Here is an 18,641-nt window from a genome sequence, read left to right as displayed (position 1 = left end):
CCTTCGTCCTCGGATCAGCTGAGGTAGTCCTCGGGTCCGCCGTCGCGGACGGTGTCGAGGGTGAAGCAGTGGAAGCCGCCGCCGAACAGCCGCCGGTGCCGGTGGCGCACCGGGACGACGGTGAACTTCGCGTCCTCCAGGACCCGGACCAGTTCCGGGCTGGCCTCGTTGACGAGCACGGTCTCCTCGTCGACGGACAGCACGTTGAGGTCGATGAAGGGGCTGGTCAGGATGAGCGCGTCGGAGTCGTACCGCGGGAAGTTGTTCTCCTGCGGTGTGGGCGCCACGATCCGGTCCCAGCGGCGCAGTGGCTCGGGCAGCTTGTCGGCGACCTCGTGGGAGCGCACCAGCAGCAGGCCGGGGCGCAGCGCCAGCACCATGCTGTCGATGTGGCTGTCGCTGAGCTCGTGCACCCGGTGGATCCGGAAGCGCCCTTCGAGGTGGCGTTCCAGCCAGGTGACGCCGAGCGCGTGGTTCTCGGTGGAGATGTTGGCGACGATGTCGTTGCCGAGCCGCAGGCACTGGGCGGCGTCGAACATCATCTCCAGCCCCACGTCCCACGGCGAGGACTGCGGGTCCTCGATGGGTTCGGTGGGGCCGCCGACGGTCGCGGTGCGCGCGTAGGACAGGTCGAACGAGGCGTCGGTCATCATCGGGCGCGGCATGACGCTCCAGCGCGCGCCGTCGCGGAAGTAGTCGCGGAACAGCGGCTTGAGGAACTGCGTCTCGAAGTAGCGGGAGCGGATCATCGGGGAGGTCTCGATGATCTCGTCGCCGAGGATGAGGGTGTTGTCCCGGAGGTTCAGCGGCGGCACGACCGAGGCCGACCAGGCCGGGGTGGTGACCTCGGCGGTGTCGGGCGACAGCGGCAGCGGCCGGTGCACGGTGACGCCGAGGGAGCGCAGGGCCTCGGCGAGCCCTTCGAGGTCCTCGTTGAGCTCGTCGACGTAGCGGCGGGCCACCGGGGTGCGCTGCCTGCCGGACGAACCGCCGCGCGCGGTCAGCCTCGGGTAGTACCACTCGGAGCGGCCGGATTCCCCGTGCCCGGCGTTGTCGTGCACGAGGTTGTCGTGGAAGAACAGGTCGAACGAGAGCTCCCTCTCGTGCGACACGTAATTCTCCGCGGATCCGACGACGACTTCCCGCAGAGGCGACCACTCGTCGAAGCTGTTCAATTGCACGCAGGACACCGCCTAGTGAATCGGGGGTACCCCGATAATCGGCGAAACGCCCTGGCCACCGCACCCGCGTTCACCGCCGTTACGGTCCCGAAAACGCCATCGCGGCGGCATTTCCTGATATGAAATCGCCAGGCCTTTTCTTTCGAACGTCACGATCGCGCGGGGAGTGCGGAGATCATGCAGAACTTCCAATCAGACGACCCTGTTCTCGAGCGGTTCCACTTCCTCGTCAACGCACCGGCGTTGTTCAACGCCGTCACCACCGCCTCCGAGATCGGGATCTTCTCCTTCCTGTCGGACAAGCCGGGTGCGCAGGCCGAGGAGATCCGCGCGTTCACCGACATGCCCGCGCACCAGCTGCGGGTGCTGCTGCAGGCGGTGTGCTCGACGGGGCTGCTGGAGCGCCGGGACGGCGGCTACCACAACTCCGCCGTCGCCGAGGACCTGCTGGCCTCGGACGAGCCGGACAGCTGGCGGCACATCCTGACCGGCTGGAAGGAGGTGTACTACCCGGCGTTCGCGCACATGACGGGCGCGCTGCGGTCCGGCACCAACACCGCCCTGGACACCCACCCCGGCGACGAGCCGACGCTGTACCAGCGGCTGGCGCACGATCCGCAGCTGGAGGAGGTCTTCCACCGCGCGATGACGGCGTTCACGCTGCGCTCGGTGGACGCGCTGGTCGGCCAGCCCGTGTTCGCCGACGTCCGGCACCTGCTCGACGTGGGCGGCGGCGACGGCAGCACCTCGGCGCGACTGGTCGACCGCTACCCGCAGCTGCGCTCGACGGTGTTCGACATGCCCAGCGTCTCGCGGCTCGCGGAGAACACGCAGGCCGACCGGGTCGACCTGCTCGCGGGCGACATCTTCACCGACCCGTTCCCGGAGGGCCACGACGCGGTCCTGTTCAGCCACGTGCTGGAGATCTTCGACGGCGAGGACATCCTGCGGCTGCTGCGCAAGGCCTACGAGTCGCTGCCCTCGGGCGGCAAGGTGCTGCTCTACGGCTACAACGTGTCCGACGACGAGACCGACGGGATCTTCGGCGCCCGGCTGGGCCTGTACTTCAACGTCCTGGTCAGCGGCCGCGGCATGGCCTACCCGGCGCGGGACTACGAGCGCTGGCTCGCCGAGGCCGGTTTCGAGCAGGTCGGCACGACCGGCGGCCTGTCCTACGAACACGGGTTGACCTCGGGCGTCAAGCCGTGACGAGTCACGCGGGAGCGTAACGGTGGGCATCTCGGATGTTCGCCCGCGACGGCGGGGAGAGGCTGGAAGCGTTATGCCACCCTTCGTCCGTTGAGGATGCCCACCATGACTCTTCCAGGTCCGCCGTTGAACGAGCGTCGCCGATACCGTTCGCCGCAACAGGACAGCGCCCGCTGGGACGACTTCCCGCTGCGCGACGGTGACATCGTCATCAGCGCGCCGGCGAAGTCGGGCACCACGTGGGTGCAGATGATGTGCGCGCTGCTGGTCTTCCAGGAACCGGAGCTGCCGCAGCCGCTGTCGACGCTGTCGCCGTGGCTGGACCAGCTGTACGTCTCGCAGGAGGAGATGTACGCGACGCTGGCCGCGCAGGAGCACCGCCGCATCATCAAGACCCACGTCCCGCTCGACGGTCTTCCGCTCGATCCCCGCGTCAGCTACATCGTCGTCGCCCGGCACCCGCTCGACCGGGCGCTGTCGATGTACCACCAGGCGCACAACATCCACGCGGAGTGGCTGCGCGCCTTCCAGACCGAACCGGACGAGCAGTCCGCGGAGCGGCCCTCGCCGACGCTGCCGCCGAGGCGCGAGTGGCTGCTGAACTGGTGCACCCCCGGGGCCTCCGACGAGGAGAACCGGGACATCGCCGCGGCCGAGCTGCACCACCCGCTCGACGCGTGGAACCGGCGCGACGAGCCGAACGTGCGGCTGATGCACTACGACGACCTCGTCACCGACCTGGACGGCGAGATGGCGTCGCTGGCGGAGTGGCTGGGCATCCCGCTGGACGAGTCGAAGCGGGCCGAGCTGGTGAAGGCGGCGACCTTCGACGAGATGAAGTCCCGCGCGGACCGGGTCGCCCCGGACAAGCAGGTGCTGGTGAACCCGTCGGACTTCTTCTACGGCGGGCGTTCCGGCGCCGGGCGCGAGGTCCTCACCGAGGAGGACCTGCAGATGTACCACGAGCGGGTCGCCGCGCTGGCTCCGCAGCCGTTCCTGGACTGGCTGAACCGCTGAGGCAACGCCCAGAAGGCCCACCCGGTCGAACCGGGTGGGCCTCCTGGTTTTTCGCCGTCACGGGGATCGCACGTCGAAGGGGCCGGTCTTCCTGAGAAGACCGGCCCCTTCGCTGTGATCGGGATCAGTAACCGCGGTGGGCGTTGATGCGGCGCGGGTAGTACCGCTCGTCGGCCTTCGGCTTGTAGTCCGGCCGGCGCGGGGTGTCGCTGGAGGGCTTGTCACCGACCACGACGACGCGCTGCGCCGCGCGGTACTCCTGGTAGTCGTTGATCGCGACGTGCTGGGTGGCGCGGTTGTCCCAGATCGCCACCGTGTGCGGCTCCCAGCGGTACCGGCAGTGGAAGCTGGGCTGCTCGGAGTGCTCGAACAGGTGCTGGAGCACGGCGTCGCTCTCGTGGCGGGTCAGCTGCGGGATGTGCGAGGTCCACATCCGCGTGACGTACAGCGATTTCCGCCCGGTCTCGGGGTGCACGCGCACCACGGGGTGCTCGGCGGACATCTCGATGACGTGCGGGAGCTTGAGCACGTGCACGGCGGTGAGGCCTTCGAGCATCTCGCGGAACGGCTCCGACAGCGTCTCGTAGGCGAGGTACTGGTTGCTCCACATCGTGTCCCCGCCCGAGGGCGGGCAGGTGATGAGGTGCAGGATCGAGGCGACCGGCGGGTTGGGCGCGAAGCTGACGTCGATGTGCCACTCGTCGGCCTTGCCGCCCTTGTCGGACTCGATCCGCGTGACCTCGGGGTGTTCCTTCACTCTCGGCAGGAACGGGTGCACCTCGACGTCGCCGAAGCGCTTGGCCAGCGCCACGTGCCCCTTGGGGGTCAGGTTGTCCTGACCCGGGAAGAACAGCACGAGGTGTTCGAGCATGAGCTCGCGGATCCGGGCCGCCTGCTCGTCGGTGATCTCGTTCAGGTCGATCCCGCGCACTTCGACGCCGAGAGCGCCGGACACGGGACAGATGTCGAGCTGCCCGGCAACACCTTCGGGGGCGGACCCTGGAGCTAGGGACTGAGTCACAGCGGGATCTCCTTCATCAGTGCAGGACTCACGGCGTTGTCCGCGCGAATCGCGCGGCGGCCGGTCAGCCGCCCATGGCCTCGATCAAGCTCGCGGGACGCATGTCCGTCCAGTTCTCCTCGACGTAGGTCATGCAGGCCGCGCGGGTGTCCTGGTCGTGCACGATGCGCCACCCGTCGGGCACATCGGCGAACGCGGGCCACAGCGAGTGCTGCCCCTCCTCGTTGACCAGCACCAGGAACGTGGCATCGGGATCGTCGAACGGGTTCACCCCGCTCACCGCCTTTCTGTCTCCTCCGCACGCCGGTTCATCGCAGACCACGTCATCCTCATACCCCCCACCCCGAACGGAATCCGTGACCACCGCCGTTACGGAACCACCCCGACCCCGGCGCAAGTGGGCGCGCGTGCGTCACCAGGGGACAGTTTTAGTGAGAACTGTCCATGATCAAAGTCCGAAATGTCCGGACAGTTCTCACTAAAACTGTCACCTGCCGAGGGGCGACACCTCGGCGAGGTAGGCCTGGGCGAGGTGCGGGTCGAGGAACCAGCGGGCGAAGTCGGTGGGGTCGTCGAAGCCGTTGACGAAGCGGGTGCGGATCGCGGCGATCTCGGTCGCGGCGCCGAAGAGCTCGAGGACGTGCTCGGGCGGGGGACCCAGCAGCGCGTTGGTCCAGTTCGTGGCGTGCTGCGCGTACTCCCAGAAGGTCTCGAACGTCCCGGTCATCCAGTCCCGGTCGAAGGGCTCGTCACCGCGCGCGAGGATGCTGTCCAGGTAGGACGCCGCGCACTTGCTCGCGGAGTTCGAGCCCTGGCCGGTGATCGGGTCGTTGGCGACCACCACGTCGGCCATGCCTAGCACCAGACCGCCGGAGGGCAGCTGCGCGACCGGCTCGCGCACCACCGGCGCGTAGCCGCCGACAAGCGTGGCCTGCGAGTCGGTCGGCTCGGCGTCCCGGAACCGCTGGTACTCCCAGGGGAAGTACCGGCGCATCAGGTCCAGCATCCGCGACCAGTGCTCGCCCGGCCCCGGCCGGTCGCTCCAGCAGTCCAGCGGCCCGCCCGGGATGCCCTCGAAGAACGGGATGTCGCACCGACCGCTGAAGGTGTAACCGGGGATCACGAACAGCTCGCCGACACCGGGCTGCACGTTGAACCGCACCGCGTCGGTGTCCGGATGCTCCGGTCGCGGCCCGGCACCGTGCACGTAGCAGACCGACAGCACCCGCTGCGGGCTGGTGAAGGGCGACCGGGAGGCGTCGCGGCCGAACAGCCGGACCAGCTCACCCTTGCCCGCCGCGACGATCACCAGGTCGTGGTGCTCGGTCAGCGCATCGAGGTCGGAGGGCGTCACCTCCTGGTGGACGACCTCGCCGCCGCGGTCCTCGAACAGCTCCAGCCAGCCCGCCATCTTCACCCGCTGATCGACCGACTGCGCGTAATTGTCCAGCAGGCCCAACCAGTCCAGCGCCCGATCGCCGTCCGAGCCGGCGATCGACAGGCCGAGTCCCGCGATGGGCGGGGCCTGCGCTTCCCAGAGGTTCAGGCCGTGGTCGCGTTCGTGCTGCAGCGCGGTGTGGAACATGCACTGCGTCGACATGACCCGGCCGTTGCGGATCTCGTCGGGAGTGCGCGCCGACATCACCGTCACGTCGTACTGCCGCTCCTGCAGGCTCAGCGCGAGCTGCAACCCGGATTGCCCCGCCCCGACGATCAGGACCTTCCGCATCCGCGGACCACCTCTCAAGTTCGGTCAACCGGGCGCACCAGCAACTGCTTCGGCCCAGCGGAGATCGCAGCTTCGTCATGGACGAAACCAGACCAATCAGGCGCAGTCGATCGTCCGAGCGGGTTACGCGATCCACCCTTTCACCGGCAGAAGCGCCCGCCCCTCAGGAGACGTACCGGGTCCGCAACTGCCGCTTGAGGATCTTCCCGGTCGGGTTGCGCGGCAGTTCGGCGACCACGGTGACCGAGGTGGGACATTTGTAGTGAGCCAGCCGCTCCCGTGCGAACGCGATGATCTCGGCCTCGTCGATCTCCGCGCCGTCGGTGGGAACGACCACGGCCTTCACCGTTTCACCCCACGTCTCGTGCGGCACACCGATCACGGCGGCGTCCGCGACCGCCGGGTGCTCGATGACGACGCGCTCGACCTCGGCGGGGTAGATGTTCTCCCCACCCGAGATCACCATGTCCTTGACGCGGTCCTCGATGTAGAGGTAGCCGTCGCCGTCCTGGCGACCCGCGTCGCCGGTGCGCAACCACCCGTCCGGGGTGATCGTGTCGCGCGTGGCCTCCGGCATGTGCCAGTAGCCCGCCATCATCTGCTCCGACCGAACCCAGAACTCGCCCACCTCACCTGGCGCGACGTCGTCACCGGTGGCGGGGTCGACGACGCGCAGCTCAGTGCCCGGCAGCGGCCGACCGGCCGAGGCCCGCAGGTGCTCCCTGGTGTCATCCCGGTGCTCGGCGGGCCCCAGCACGCAGAAGACCCCCGACATCTCCGTCATCCCGTACACCGAGTGGAGCGGAGTGTCGAGAGTGGACAAAAGGCGCTCCATCAGCGGCGCGGGCATCGGAGAACCGCCGTAACCGAGCACTTCCAGCGATCGCAGCGCCGTGCGCGCGCGTTCCGGATCCGACAGCAGCATCTGGATCACGGCCGGCACGAAGAACGCGTGCGTGGCCGCGCTCCGTTCGACGAGGTCGAGCAGCGCAGCGGGAACGATGTCGCGCACGATGATCGTTCGTGCCCCCGCGCTCATGCTCGCGAGCGCCCAGCTGGTGCCTCCCACGTGGTACAGCGGCATGGCCACGACATTGATCGTGCGTTCGTCCATGTCGTAGGCCGACACGGCTTCCCCGGTGTGGGCGCTCATGCTGCGCTGGGTCAGCATCGCTCCCTTGGGCCAGCCGGTGGTGCCGGAGGTGTAGAGCTGGAGGAAGCAGTCACCGGGTTCCGCCGGGTGCGGATCCGCCACCGGCTCAGCTGCGGCGATCCACTCCTCGTACTGATCGCTCTCCCCACCCAGCACGATCACCTCGCCCAGCCGGGGCAGCTCGGATTGGAGCTCGCGCAGCGCCGGGGCGAACTCCTCCCCCACGACCGCCAACCGCGCCGTCGAGTCACCCAGCACGTGCGCGAGTTCCTCCGCGGACAGCCGGAAGTTCACCACGGCGTTCGCCGCGCCGATCAACGAAGCCGCCAGCGTCAGCTCAAGGCACACCGGGTGTTTCTTGTCCAGGACCGCGAACCGGTCACCCGGCTCGACGCCGGCCGCGCGCAGCGCACCCGCAACCCGCCGAACCCGCCGGTCGAGCTCAGCCCAGCTCCAGCTCCGCTCCCCGAAGACCAGCGCTTCGCGATCCGGCGCGACCTCAACCCAGTGCTCAATCGCGCCGTACACGGGGACAGCACTCACGAGATCCTCCTCATCGAGGCAGCTCTCACCGCACGTCCGGCCAATCTATGACCACGTCACCACCCCCACAAGCCGCTCAGCCCACCAGTAGCTACGGTTGCGTAGCTACGGTGCCGTATCTACATTGACGGGCATGTGCACGCAAGAACCACCAGCTCGTCGACGCTCAGCCGCGGACCTGCACGAGGCCTGCCGCGCAGCGGTCATCGCCGAGACGACGGAACAGGGACTGGGCAGGCTGTCGATCGAAGGGGTCGCCCGGCGCGCCAAGGTCGCCAAGACCTCCCTCTACCGGCACTGGTCCTCGGTCGAGGACCTGCTGCTCGACGCGCTGGCGGAAGCCATGCCCGTCGAACAGGTCTCCTTCAAAGGCGATGCGCTGCGCGCGGATCTCCTGCGGGCTCTCGAGCAACTGGTCGGCTGGCTCGAAGGTCCGAATGCGCCGGCGGTGGCGGCGATCCTCGCCGAACGCCGACGCCGGCCCGATCTCGTCGAAGCCCTCTACACCCGGGTCTTCGACACGCACGGCAACCGCTTCACCAGCACCGTCATCCACCACTACGCCGCGCGCGGCGCCATCGACCCCCGGCTGGTCACCCCGGTCGTCGTCGACATCGGCGAAGCACTGGTGCTCAAGCACCAGCTCGACACCGGAAGGACACCGGACGCCGACGCGCTCATCGCGATCGTCGACCAAGCGATCCTGCCCGCGCTCGGCCACCCGCCCCCGCTCCAGGAAGGAACGCCGGCATGACCGCGATCCAACCGGCAGCCTCCGCGAAACCGTCCACCTCACTGCACGTCGACTGGACCAGCACCACCGGTCGATCGCGAACCACCCTCACGACCCATCTGTGGACCGCGCCGCAACTGCGGCGAGGCTCCCCGATCCACGGCAAGGCCTTCGACGCGCTGCGCGAGCTCCGCGCCGACCTGACTCGGATCCTGCCCTGGTTCACCCAGCCCCGGCTCGCGGTGCCGGAGCTCGCGCCGCCGACCGCGACCACGACCTCGTGGAACTTCGAACTGCTCGACCCCTTCGTCGAGGACTTCGTCGCGGCCGCCGAAGGCCGGCCGATCGTGGCGAACTTCGCGACGATCCCCACCTGGATGTTCGTCACGGCCGAGCCCGTCCCGGTCTCCGCGGACCCCGACGAGATCCACTGGGAGTACGAGCGGGGAACCGAACTGCGCGATCCCACCTGCGAAGAGGTAGCGGACTACTTCTTCCGACTTGCCAGCTGGTACATCGCCGGCGGCTTCACCGACGAACGGGGCGTGTGGCACGAGTCGGGCCACCGCTACCGCTTCGCGTACTGGGAGGTGCTGTGCGAACCCGATGTCGGGCACGAGCTCTCCCCCGAGGTCTACACCAGGCTCTACGACGCCGTCGTCTCCCGACTGTCCCCGCTCGATCCGGACATGAAGTTCATCGGGCTGTCCCTGAGCCACGTCCATCCGGACCCGGAGCACTACTGGCACTTCCTCGACCCGGCCCAGCACTCCGACGGGACCCCGATCGATGCGTTCTCGTACCACTTCTACGCCCAACCCGAGATCATCAACCCGTTCGGGACAGAGGGGAACGCGCCTTATGAGCACTGGCGGGACATCTTCTTCGCCCAGGCGGACGCGTTCCTCGACCAGGTCCGGCACATCGACGCGATCCGGCGCAGGCTCGCGCCCCACGTCGAAACCCACATCAACGAACTCGGGACCTTCCCGCCCGCACCGATGGATCCGGCCCCGGCCTTTCCGGAGGAGTACTGGGCGCTCAGCGCGGCGGTCCAGTCCTACCTGTGGGCCAAACTCGTCGAACTCGGCGTCGACCTGGTCGGGATCGCCGAGTTCATCGACTATCCCGGCATGAACCCCGGCATCAGCCTGCTGGACTGGGAGACGGGGGAACCCAACGCCCGCTATGACGCTCTCGCGCTGCTCCTCCGGCATTTCGGCCCCGGAGACGCGCTGGTCCCCACCTCCGCCACCGCGGGGCACGGCTACCCCGACCCGCGCGTGCACGCCCAGGCCTATCTGACCGTTGACGGCTCCCGCAAGATCCTCTTCGTCAACAAGACGGCCGACCCGGTCCGCGTAGCGGTGCCCGCGCTCGCGAGCAGCGCGGAGCTCGAACAGGTCAGCGCCGACGTCACCCACCGCGGACGCTCGGAGGTCGGTGACAACGTCGCGGTCATCGACGCCTACGCGACCGCTGTGCTCTCGTACCAGCCGGGGCGGATCCCCCAGAACCGAGAAGCCCCATGAACCCCCGGAATACCGCGCGGCTTCGTCGGGGCTTGTGTCATCGGAGGAGGTCTCGACGTCGCAGGTTCGTGCAGTAGAGGGCGAAGAGGACTGTTACGAGGCCGATTCCGATGTCGAACCACGAGGTCGAGGCACCGAGCGCTGTCCAGCGGTCCAGGAGGGCGAACGTCACCGCGAGGAGCACGAGCTGGGCGGCCGCCGCGAGGAGAGCGGTGGGGGCCGCCCAGCGGTTGCGGGCCACGAGGAGCACCGGGGCGATGAGGCCTCCGAGGACGTTGATCGCCCAGAGGGCGCGGAGCACCGGCGGGTAGTCGGTGAAGTAGGCGAGACCGCCCGGGCCGAACTGCCCCTCGATGTAGTCGGTGTCCCCGATCAGGATCAGGAGGTAGTCACGGAGCCCGCCGACGTAGAGCGCGAACACGACGACGGCCGCCGGCCACAGGTGCCACGGACGACGAACGCCGCTTCTGTTCGGGCCTGCACTCACGGGTCACGATCCAATCGGGACTGCCCGGGCTCGGGTTGCTCCCGGAGGATAGCTCGTGCTCGGCCGTCACGTGCGGAGGACGATCTTGCCGAGGTGGGTGCCGGCCTCCATGCGGGTGTGGGCGTCGGCGATGCGGTCGAGCGGGAAGGTGGCGCCGACGTGCGGGACGAGGGCGCCGGTCGCCAGGCGGGCACGCAGGTACTCGATCGCGGCGGTGCGGCGGGCCGGGTCGTCGGTGGTCTCGAACAGGGCGTAGCCGCGGACGGTGAGGCCCTTGGCCAGCACGTCCCCGACCGGCAGCGGCGTTCCCTCCCCCGCGAGCGTGCCGTAGACGACGGCGATCCCGCCGGGGGCCAGCGCGGCGGCGAGGGCGGCGAAACCGGGGCCGCCGACCGGGTCGAACGCCACCCGGGCACCGCGTCCCTCCGTCAGCCGTTGCACCTCGGCGACGACGTCCTGCTCCTCGGTCGCGATGACCTCGGCGGCACCGGCCTCGCGGAGCGCGGTGCGCTTCGCGCCGGTGCGGGTCAGCGCGACCGGGCGGGCACCGAGCTCGGCGCAGAGCTGGATCGCGGCGATGCCGACGCCGCTGGAGGCGGCGGGGATGAGCACCACGTCCCCGCCGGTCACCCCGGCGGTCTCGACGAGCCCGCCGTAGGCGGTGGTGAAGCTCATCCACACCGCCGCGGCCTGCTCCCAGGTCAGGTTGGGCGGGTGCTCGACGACGGCGTGCGCGGGGGCGAGCACGAGGTCGCCGTGCAGGGCGTAGGCACCGGGGGCGAAGGCCGGGAGCACGCTGACCGCGGCTCCCGGCGCGACGTGCTCGACCCCGGTGCCGACGACCCGCACCACGCCCGCCGCCTCGAACCCGATGCCCGAGGGCAGCGACGGTTGCCCGTAGCGCCCCGCCCGGAACTCGGTCTCGGCCCGGTTGAGGCCGAGCGCCCTGGTCTCGATCAGCACCTCCTCCGGGCCGGGTTCCGGGGTGGGGACCTCCTCGACGCGCAGGACCTCGGGTCCGCCGACCTGGTGAAAACGGACGATGCGGGCCATCTCTGACCGTCCTTTCCGGACTGCTCGGGTGGGGATCAGGAGGGGATCTGGTAGCCGTACTCCTCGATCCGGTCGATCAGGTCGCCGTCGAAGCGGAAGTAGACCGCGGCGTTGACCTCGTTGCGCGAGCCGTCGGTGCCGAGCACGTGCAGCACGTGCTGCTGGAGCACTTCGCCGTCGCGCGCGAAGCGGCGGACCACCTCGTAGTGCAGCGTGTCCACGGTTTTCGCGAACTCCTTGAACTGCACCATCCGCTGGTCGATGGTCTGCTCGCCGTTGCCGTCGTTCTCCCACAGGCTCGCGCCGGGCGTGCAGCGCGCCCGGAACCCGTCGAAGTCCTTCGCCTCCAGCAGGCGCAGCCCCTCGTCGAGCAGGGTGGTGATGTCGGTGTCCACTGGTTCCTCCGGTTTCACTTCTCGGCGTCCTGCAGCAGGTCGAGGGCGCGCAGGTCGGTGACGTACTTGGCGATGAGGTCGGGTCCCAGGTGCGGGACGTCGGTGCCGGACTCGCGCACGGCCGCGTCGAACCGCCCGGCGGGCACCGCCGATCCGGCCACGGCCTCGCCGGGCCGCTCGAAGGCGTGCCGGAGCGGCAGCAGCGAGTGCGCGCGCTGCCGCTCCGGCAGGGCGCGCAGCGCGGTGGTGAACCGGGCGAACCAGTCGTCGTAGTCGGCGATCCGCTGGATCGGGTGCCCGAGCTCGATCAGCCAGTCCACGACCGTGTCCAGCGAGATCCCGTCGTCGTGGTCGTTGACCGCGTGGTACGTGCGGTAGCCCTCGGGGATCCGCGCCGCCAGCTCGGTCACCGCGGCGGCGGTGAAGTCGACCGGCAGGCCGTCGTAGTGCGCGCGTTCCCCGCCCCGGTAGAACGAGCGAGGGGCGATGCCGGTCGCCAGCAGGCTCAGCAGCAGGCGGGTGAACACGTCCGGCAGGTTCAGCTGCCCGCCGTAGCGGCGGTGCGCCAGCAGGATGTCGGAGCGGAACACCGCCACCGGGAGCCCGCACCGGTCGTGCGCTTCGCGCAGCAGCACCTCGCCGGCCCACTTGGTGTTGGCGTAACCGCCGGCGTAACGGTCGTCGAGCTCGCGGACGGGAGCGGCCAGGCGGATGTCGGCGTCCTCGGCGGCGTCGCCGGCCGGGACCGCGGCGATGCTGGACGCGAACGTCACGGGCTTGCGCCGGGTCGTCAGCGCCAGGCGGATCACCTCGGCGGTGCCCACGACGTTCGGGCCGAACAGCTGCGCGTAGGACAGCACGTGGTTGACCTGCGCGGCGGGATGCACGACGAGGTCGGCGGTCGCGGCGATCCGGTTCCAGGTGTCCTCGTCGAGCCCGAGTCGCGGTTCGGCGATGTCGGCGGCCAGGACCTCCAGCGCGCCGGAGGCCAGCTCCCGGTAGCGGCGGTGCAGCTCCGGATCGCTGTCGAAGGCCTCCTCCAGGCGCCGCGCGGCCTGCTCGGCGTCCGCGCCGCGCACCAGGCAGATCAGGGTGCCGCCGGCCGGGGCGAGCCGTTCGAGCCACTCCAGGCACAGGAACCGGCCGAGGTAGCCGTTCGCGCCGGTCAGCACCACGGTCCGGGCCGGACCTTCCGGCACCGGCAGGCCGGGTGCGGCGGCGACGAGGTCGGCGTCGAGGAACTCCTCCAGCTGGAGCTCGTCGGCGCGCAACCGCTCCCCGCGGTGCACCGCGCCCGCCACGGGCCGGTCGGTGGCGGCGGTGCGCCCGGCCGCGATGCGCCCGGCCAGTCCCGCCAGGTCGGCGACCGGGTTGAGCACGGCGGCGGCGGGGACCTCGACGCCGAAGATCTCCTCCAGCAGCCCCGCGAACGACAGCGCCGCCAGCGAATCCCCGCCGAGCTCGGTGAAGTGCGCTTCGGGCCGCAGGTCGGCCTCCGAGCAGCCCAGCACCGCCTGCGCGGCCCGGGTGACCGTCTCCAGCACCGGCCGGTCCGCGCCGCCGCGGCGCAGCTCGCTCAGCCGCTCGACGTGCTGCTCGGCGAGCGCGGCGTAGTGCCGTTCCAGCGCGGGCCCGTAGCGCTCCTTGAGCCGCGGGCGCAGCGGTTTGAGGTTGTCCGACAGCAGCCCGTTGGCCGGGCTGAACGGCTCGGTCTCGATCAGCAGGTCGCGCGGGATCTCGTAGGAGTTGAGCCCGGCGTCGCGCGCGATGTCCTGCAGGGATTCCAACAGCGCCGCCTTGAGCTCGGCCTCGTCGCCGTCGACCGGTGCGGCCGAGGAGGGCACCACGACGCCGAGCAGGTAGGCGCGTTCCCCGTTGCCGTACAGGAAGATCTGCTCCACGAGCGGGCTGCCGCTGAACACCGTCTCCAGCCGGGAGACCGCGACGAACTCGCCCTGGGAGAGCTTGAGCACGTCCTTGGCGCGGTCGACGAACACCAGCCGGTCCGGGGCGATCTCGGCCATGATGTCGCCGGTGCGGTAGTAGCCGTCGGCGTCGAAGATCTGCGCGGTGAGCTCGGGACGCCGGTAGTAGCCGGGGATCAGCACGTCGGACTGCAGCAGCAGTTCTCCGCGCGGGTGCGGGGAATCGGTGGTGAAGTAGCCCAGTTCCGGGACGTCCACGAGCTTGTAGTCGCGCACCGGCGGGCGCTGCACCACCGAGTCCAGCAGCACACCGCCCGCTTCGGTCGAGCCGTACCCGAGGTGGACCTGCACGCCGAGGCAGGACTCCAGGAACGTCTTCATCTCGGCGGGCAGCGGCGCGCTGGCGACCATCGCCTTGGCCACGCGCCCGCCGAGCAGCTGCTCGCGCACCCCGGCCCGCGCCGCGGCCTCCACGTCCCCGGGCTCGCCGCTCCTGCGGTCCACTTCGGACCGGTAGTGCTCGAAGAGCATGTCGGCCACCCGCGGCACCATCGTCAGCTCGGTGGGCCGCACCAGGGTGAAGTCCTCCAGCAGTGCGGAGAGGTCGGCCGCGGCGGTGAAGTAGCCGGTGCCGCCGCGCGCCAGCGAGGTCATCACCGAGTAGCGCCCGGCGAGGTGGCTCAGCGGCATGTAGTGCACGCCGACCACCGGCACGTCGGCCGAACCGTAGGTGAACCCGTACCAGGCGGTGCCGACGAGCCGCTGGGTGTACATGGCGCCCTTCGGCGCTCCCGTGCTGCCCGAGGTGTAGATGATCAGCGCCAGCGGGTCGTCGCCGGAGTCGGGGACGAACAGCGGTGCCTCCGTCAGCTCCGCGCCCCGGTGGAGCAGGTCGCCGGAGGTCTCCACGGCGACCTCGCTGCCCGCTGCGGCGAGGCGGTCCCGCGCGGCCTCGACCGCCGCCTCGGACCGCTCGTGGTCGAACACCACCAGGCTGCGCACCGTGGTCCCGGCGAGCAAGCACTCCACGGCGGTGTCCAGGTACCCGGCGCCGGCGGCGAGCACGACCGGTTCGGTCTCGGCGATGATCGGGTCCAGCTGTTCCTGCGGCGATCCGGCCGCCAGCGGCACCGCGACCAGCCCGAGGTGGATGGCGGCGAGGTCGAGCGTCACGTAGTCGAGGCTGGTGAAGCCCAGGTAGCAGACGCGGTCGCCGGGGCGCAGCCCGGCGTGGTGCCAGGCCGCCGCGACCTGCCGCACCCGCTCCCACAGCTGCCGGTAGGTGACGGTGTCGAACCGCGGCAGCAGCCGCCCGGTCGCCGGGTCGGTGGCGCGCACGCCCAGCGCCGGCTTGTCGCCGTGGCCCTCCAGCAACGAGGCCATCACCTCGGCCAGGCCCTGGCCGGTGTCCTGTTCGGACACCGCGGCCATGACCTCGGCGATGCCGGTGCCGGAGTCGTGCACCGCGGCGCTGATTCCTTGCAGTGAGTCGGACATGCGCGTCCTTCCGTGAGCGTTCGGGCGGGTCACCAGGTCACCGGCAGGGTGTGCAGTCCGCGGATGAGGCGGTCGGCGCGCCAGGTCAGCTCCTGCTCGGGTGCGGCCAGGCGCAGCCCGGGCAGCCGCGCCGCCAGGGTCTCCAGCACGATCCGCAGCTCCATCCGGGCCAGCTGGGCGCCGAGGCAGTGGTGCAGCCCGTGCCCGAAGGTCACGTGCGGGACCGGGCCGCGGTGGATGTCGAGCACGTCGGGCTCGGCGAAGACCTCCGGGTCCCGGTTGGCCACCCCGAGTTCGCAGACCACCGCGTCCCCGGCGCGCACGGTGGTGCCGCCGAAGTCCACGTCCTCGGTGGCGATGCGGGTGAACCCGGCGGTGGCGCTGTTGGACACGAACCGGGACAGCTCCTCGACCGCGCCCGGCACCAGCGACGGGTCGGCGACGATCCGCTGCCACACCTCGGGGTGCATCAGCAGCGTGTAGACGAAGTTGGCGAGCTGGTTGGCGGTGGCCTCGTGCCCGGCCGAGAGCAGGCTGACGCCGATGCTGACCAGGTCCTCGTCGGTGAGCCCGCCGTCCTCGCCGGTGAGCTGAACCAGGGCGCTGAGCAGGTCCTCGGCGGGTGCGGTGCGGCGTTCGGCGATGAGCCCGATCAGGTACTCGTTGAGCTGCTCGCGCGCCCGCGCCGACTCGGCCGGGTCGGAGAAGATCAGCAGCCGGTCCACCCAGGTGGTGAAGTGCTCGCGGTCGGCCAGCGGCACGCCGAGCAGCTCGCACATCACGGTGATCGGCAGCGTCCAGGTCAGCGCCGCGGTCAGGTCCGCGGGCGGGCCCGCCGCGATCATGCGCTCCAGCAGGTCGTCGAGGACCTCCTGGGCGCGGGGGCGCAGGTCCTCGACGCGGCGGGCGGTGAACACCTTGGCGACCGGGCGGCGCAGCCTGCTGTGCTCGGGCGGATCCATGCTGAGCATGGAGGAACCGGGCAGTCCGGCCGCGACCGTGCGCGGCACGTCCGGGCCGACCGCGGCGGCCCTGCTGAACCGGGGGTCGGCGAGCACGGTGCGCACGTCGGCGTGCCGGGTCACCAGCCAGCCTTCGCCGCCGTAGGGCAGGCGCACCCGCAGCACCGGGTGCGCACCGGAGAGCCGCAGCGCCTCGGGATCGGCCTTCAGCCGGTCCGGCGGGGCGAACGGGTAGTCGGGAACCTCGTGCTGTGTCGACGTCATGGCGTGCGTCCTTCCGCCTGTGGGGTGGTCGGGGTGCCGGTCACATCGCGCTCTTGCCACCGTCGATCACCAGGTTGCTGCCGGTGATCCAGGAGGCGCGGTCGGAGACGAGGAAGCTGACGGCGTCGGCGATGTCCTGCGAGCGGCCGATCCGGCCGAGCGGGACCTCGTCGGCCCACCGCTGGGCGTGGTCGTCGTCGGGGTCGAGACCGAGGTAGTCGACGATCTGGTCGCGCGCGGCGTCGGCGCCCGGGGTTTCGACGTTGCCGGGGCACAGCGACACCACGCGGATGCCCTGCGGGGCGAGTTCGACGGCGAGGCCCTTGTTGTAGACCTCCAGCGCGGACTTGGCGGCCGCGTAGTGCAGGATCATCGGGTACGAGGAGATCGTCGCGGTGGACGACATGTGCACGATCACGCCACCGCCGGCCTCCCGCATCGAGGGCACGAGCGCGGCGTTGAGCCGCACCGCCGACAGGAAGTTCACGTTCATCGTGTGCTGCCAGTCGTTCTCGATCTCCAGGGCGGTCTGGAAGGAGCGGCAGCCGCCCGCGCAGTTCACCACGATGTCGACGCCGCCGAGCACGCCCAGCGCGGATTCGGCGAACGCCTCCACGCCGTCCGGGGTGCTGAGGTCGGCGGCGATGAACTTCGAGGCGGGCGGGGTCTGGTCGGTGGCGCTGCGCGCGGCGGTGACCACGGTGGCGCCCGCGTCGAGGAGGTTCTGCGCGATGGCGGCGCCGATGCCGCGGCTGCCGCCGGTGACCACCGCGCGCTTGCCGGTGAGCTCGTCGTTGCTCAAGTCGATGTCCTTCCCTGGTCGGAATTCCGGGAGCTGCGGTCGGTTCAGGAGAGAGTCGCCAGCACCGCGGGGTCGTAGGGCTTGATGTCGCTGAGGTCGCCGCGCAGCGCCTTGTCGGCCCAGTCCGGGTTGGACAGCAGGGTCCGGCCCACGGCGACGAGGTCGAACTCGTCGCGGGCGAGGCGCTCGCGCAGCTCCTCGATGCCGGTGACCCCGGACTCGGTGGTGTAGCCCTCGGCGAGACCGCCGCCGTCGCCGAACTGCTGGGCCTGCCCGACGGAACCGACCGTCACCGACGGCTTTCCGGTGAGCTTGCGGGCCCAGCCGGCCAGGTTGAGGTCGCTGCCGTCGAACTCCGGCAGCCAGTAGCGGCGGGTGGAGGCGTGGAAGACGTCCACACCGGCCTTGGCCAGCGGGTTCAGCAGCGCCGCGAGCTCGTCCGGGTTCTCCGCGATCTTCGCGTCGTAGTGGCCGACCTTCCACTGCGAGAACCGGAAGAACACCGGGAATCCGGGGCTGACGGCGGCGCGGACGGCCTGGACGATCTCGGTGGCGAAGCGGGCGCGGGAGGCCGCGTCGCCGCCGAGGCCGTCGGTGCGGCGGTTGGTGCGCTCCCACAGGAACGAGTCGATGAGGTAGCCGTGCGCGCCGTGCACCTCGACCCCGTCGAACCCGAGACTTTCGGCCTGAGCGGCGGCCTCGGCGAAGGCCGCGATCACCGCGTCGAGGTCCTGCCGGGTCATCGCGACCCCGTGCGGGGTGCCGTCCAGGCCGATCCCGGAGGGCCCCTCGGCGGGCGGGTCGAGGTCGCCGCGGGTGAGGCCGGTGTGCCACAGCTGCGGGACGATCCGGCCGCCCGCGTCGTGCACGCGCTGGGCCACCTCCCGCCACCCGGCCAGGGCCTTCTCGCCGTGGAAGAGCGGCACGCCCTCGTGCTCGACGGCCTGCGGGCGGCCGATGTAGGTGCCCTCGGTGAAGATCAGCCCGACGCCGTGGCGGGCGCGGCGGGCGTAGTAGTCGGCGACGTCGGGTCCCGGCACGCCGCCGGGCGACTGCATCCGGGTCATCGGGGCCATCGCGATGCGGTTGCGCAGGTGCAGGTCGCCCACCGCGAACGGTTCGTCCAGAGTAGCCATCG

The 18,641-nt window shown here is 70.6% G+C and carries 16 protein-coding genes; 4 read left to right on the top strand and 12 right to left on the bottom strand.

What is annotated here, in order from left to right:
* Nucleotides 1-14 precede the first annotated feature (14 nt).
* Entirely contained in the window at nt 15-1,112 is a 1,098-nt protein-coding gene (locus tag BM424_RS20385; protein WP_245776004.1) for a glycine amidinotransferase, read from the bottom strand.
* Between the two features lie 246 nt (nt 1,113-1,358).
* Here BM424_RS20385 and BM424_RS20380 point away from each other — a divergent pair, with 246 nt between their 5' ends.
* The gene (locus tag BM424_RS20380) at nt 1,359-2,390 is read left to right on the top strand and encodes a methyltransferase (RefSeq protein WP_093420492.1); all 1,032 of its coding nucleotides are present in this window, start codon (nt 1,359-1,361) and stop codon (nt 2,388-2,390) included.
* A gap of 105 nt (nt 2,391-2,495) precedes the next feature.
* Nucleotides 2,496-3,407, top strand: a complete 912-nt coding sequence (locus BM424_RS20375; protein WP_093420489.1) for a sulfotransferase domain-containing protein — start codon at nt 2,496-2,498, stop codon at nt 3,405-3,407.
* Nucleotides 3,408-3,531: 124 nt separating this feature from the next.
* Here the strand turns inward: BM424_RS20375 and BM424_RS20370 are convergent, their stop codons facing one another.
* The 4 genes from BM424_RS20370 to BM424_RS20355 form a co-directional block, all read right to left on the bottom strand.
* On the bottom strand, nt 3,532-4,362 hold the full coding sequence (locus BM424_RS20370; protein WP_217649773.1) for a TauD/TfdA dioxygenase family protein: 831 nt from the start codon (nt 4,360-4,362) through the stop codon (nt 3,532-3,534).
* A gap of 130 nt (nt 4,363-4,492) precedes the next feature.
* Complete coding sequence (locus tag BM424_RS20365; RefSeq protein WP_281248787.1) at nt 4,493-4,708, bottom strand: MbtH family protein; 216 nt, start codon at nt 4,706-4,708, stop codon at nt 4,493-4,495.
* Between the two features lie 207 nt (nt 4,709-4,915).
* Complete coding sequence (locus tag BM424_RS20360; RefSeq protein WP_093420484.1) at nt 4,916-6,157, bottom strand: styrene monooxygenase/indole monooxygenase family protein; 1,242 nt, start codon at nt 6,155-6,157, stop codon at nt 4,916-4,918.
* Nucleotides 6,158-6,320: 163 nt separating this feature from the next.
* Entirely contained in the window at nt 6,321-7,853 is a 1,533-nt protein-coding gene (locus tag BM424_RS20355) for a long-chain-fatty-acid--CoA ligase (protein WP_093420482.1), read from the bottom strand.
* 133 nt (nt 7,854-7,986) lie between these two features.
* Here BM424_RS20355 and BM424_RS20350 point away from each other — a divergent pair, with 133 nt between their 5' ends.
* Nucleotides 7,987-8,607, top strand: a complete 621-nt coding sequence (locus BM424_RS20350) for a TetR/AcrR family transcriptional regulator (protein WP_093420479.1) — start codon at nt 7,987-7,989, stop codon at nt 8,605-8,607.
* Entirely contained in the window at nt 8,604-10,118 is a 1,515-nt protein-coding gene (locus BM424_RS20345) for a hypothetical protein (protein WP_093420477.1), read from the top strand. The genes BM424_RS20350 and BM424_RS20345 overlap by 4 nt, the downstream gene beginning before the upstream one ends.
* A 37-nt stretch (nt 10,119-10,155) precedes the next feature.
* On the opposite strand, the gene BM424_RS20340 is transcribed toward BM424_RS20345, so the two are convergent.
* The 7 genes from BM424_RS20340 to BM424_RS20310 all read right to left on the bottom strand — a co-directional run bounded on the left by BM424_RS20340 (nt 10,156) and on the right by BM424_RS20310 (nt 18,639).
* The gene (locus BM424_RS20340; RefSeq protein WP_139274110.1) at nt 10,156-10,605 is read right to left on the bottom strand and encodes a hypothetical protein; all 450 of its coding nucleotides are present in this window, start codon (nt 10,603-10,605) and stop codon (nt 10,156-10,158) included.
* 66 nt (nt 10,606-10,671) lie between these two features.
* Nucleotides 10,672-11,658, bottom strand: coding sequence for a zinc-dependent alcohol dehydrogenase family protein (locus tag BM424_RS20335; RefSeq protein WP_093420471.1), 987 nt, complete (start codon nt 11,656-11,658; stop codon nt 10,672-10,674).
* Nucleotides 11,659-11,693: 35 nt separating this feature from the next.
* Nucleotides 11,694-12,053 (bottom strand): nuclear transport factor 2 family protein, encoded by a 360-nt coding sequence (locus BM424_RS20330; protein ID WP_093420469.1) that lies wholly within the window; start codon nt 12,051-12,053, stop codon nt 11,694-11,696.
* Between the two features lie 14 nt (nt 12,054-12,067).
* A complete protein-coding gene (car, locus tag BM424_RS20325; protein WP_093420467.1) occupies nt 12,068-15,475 on the bottom strand; it encodes a carboxylic acid reductase in 3,408 nt (1,135 codons plus the stop codon).
* A 29-nt stretch (nt 15,476-15,504) separates the two neighbouring features.
* Nucleotides 15,505-16,701: a cytochrome P450 gene (locus BM424_RS20320; protein WP_093420465.1), complete on the bottom strand. Its 1,197-nt coding sequence runs from the start codon at nt 16,699-16,701 to the stop codon at nt 15,505-15,507.
* A gap of 40 nt (nt 16,702-16,741) precedes the next feature.
* Nucleotides 16,742-17,503 carry an SDR family oxidoreductase gene (locus tag BM424_RS20315; protein WP_217649772.1) on the bottom strand — a complete coding sequence of 254 codons (762 nt, stop codon included), beginning with the start codon at nt 17,501-17,503 and terminating at the stop codon, nt 16,742-16,744.
* 44 nt (nt 17,504-17,547) lie between these two features.
* Entirely contained in the window at nt 17,548-18,639 is a 1,092-nt protein-coding gene (locus tag BM424_RS20310) for an NADH:flavin oxidoreductase (protein ID WP_093420462.1), read from the bottom strand.
* Between the last annotated feature and the right edge of the window lie 2 nt (nt 18,640-18,641).

Origin of the sequence: Saccharopolyspora flava (assembly GCF_900116135.1) — a bacterium.
Classification (GTDB): Bacteria; Actinomycetota; Actinomycetes; order Mycobacteriales; family Pseudonocardiaceae; genus Saccharopolyspora; species Saccharopolyspora flava.
The sequence above is the reverse complement of the archived record's forward strand: the minus strand, read 5'-3'. Positions and strand labels throughout refer to the sequence as shown.

What these genes read in the sequence shown, in the direction of transcription:
- BM424_RS20320 (WP_093420465.1), bottom strand. Translation starts at nt 16,701, where the DNA reads ATGACGTCGACACAGCACGAGGTTCCCGACTACCCGTTCGCCCCGCCG.
- BM424_RS20345 (WP_093420477.1), top strand. Translation starts at nt 8,604, where the DNA reads ATGACCGCGATCCAACCGGCAGCCTCCGCGAAACCGTCCACCTCACTG.
- BM424_RS20335 (WP_093420471.1), bottom strand. Translation starts at nt 11,658, where the DNA reads ATGGCCCGCATCGTCCGTTTTCACCAGGTCGGCGGACCCGAGGTCCTG.
- car (WP_093420467.1), bottom strand. Translation starts at nt 15,475, where the DNA reads ATGTCCGACTCACTGCAAGGAATCAGCGCCGCGGTGCACGACTCCGGC.
- BM424_RS20310 (WP_093420462.1), bottom strand. Translation starts at nt 18,639, where the DNA reads ATGGCTACTCTGGACGAACCGTTCGCGGTGGGCGACCTGCACCTGCGC.
- BM424_RS20380 (WP_093420492.1), top strand. Translation starts at nt 1,359, where the DNA reads ATGCAGAACTTCCAATCAGACGACCCTGTTCTCGAGCGGTTCCACTTC.
- BM424_RS20360 (WP_093420484.1), bottom strand. Translation starts at nt 6,157, where the DNA reads ATGCGGAAGGTCCTGATCGTCGGGGCGGGGCAATCCGGGTTGCAGCTC.
- BM424_RS20375 (WP_093420489.1), top strand. Translation starts at nt 2,496, where the DNA reads ATGACTCTTCCAGGTCCGCCGTTGAACGAGCGTCGCCGATACCGTTCG.
- BM424_RS20350 (WP_093420479.1), top strand. Translation starts at nt 7,987, where the DNA reads ATGTGCACGCAAGAACCACCAGCTCGTCGACGCTCAGCCGCGGACCTG.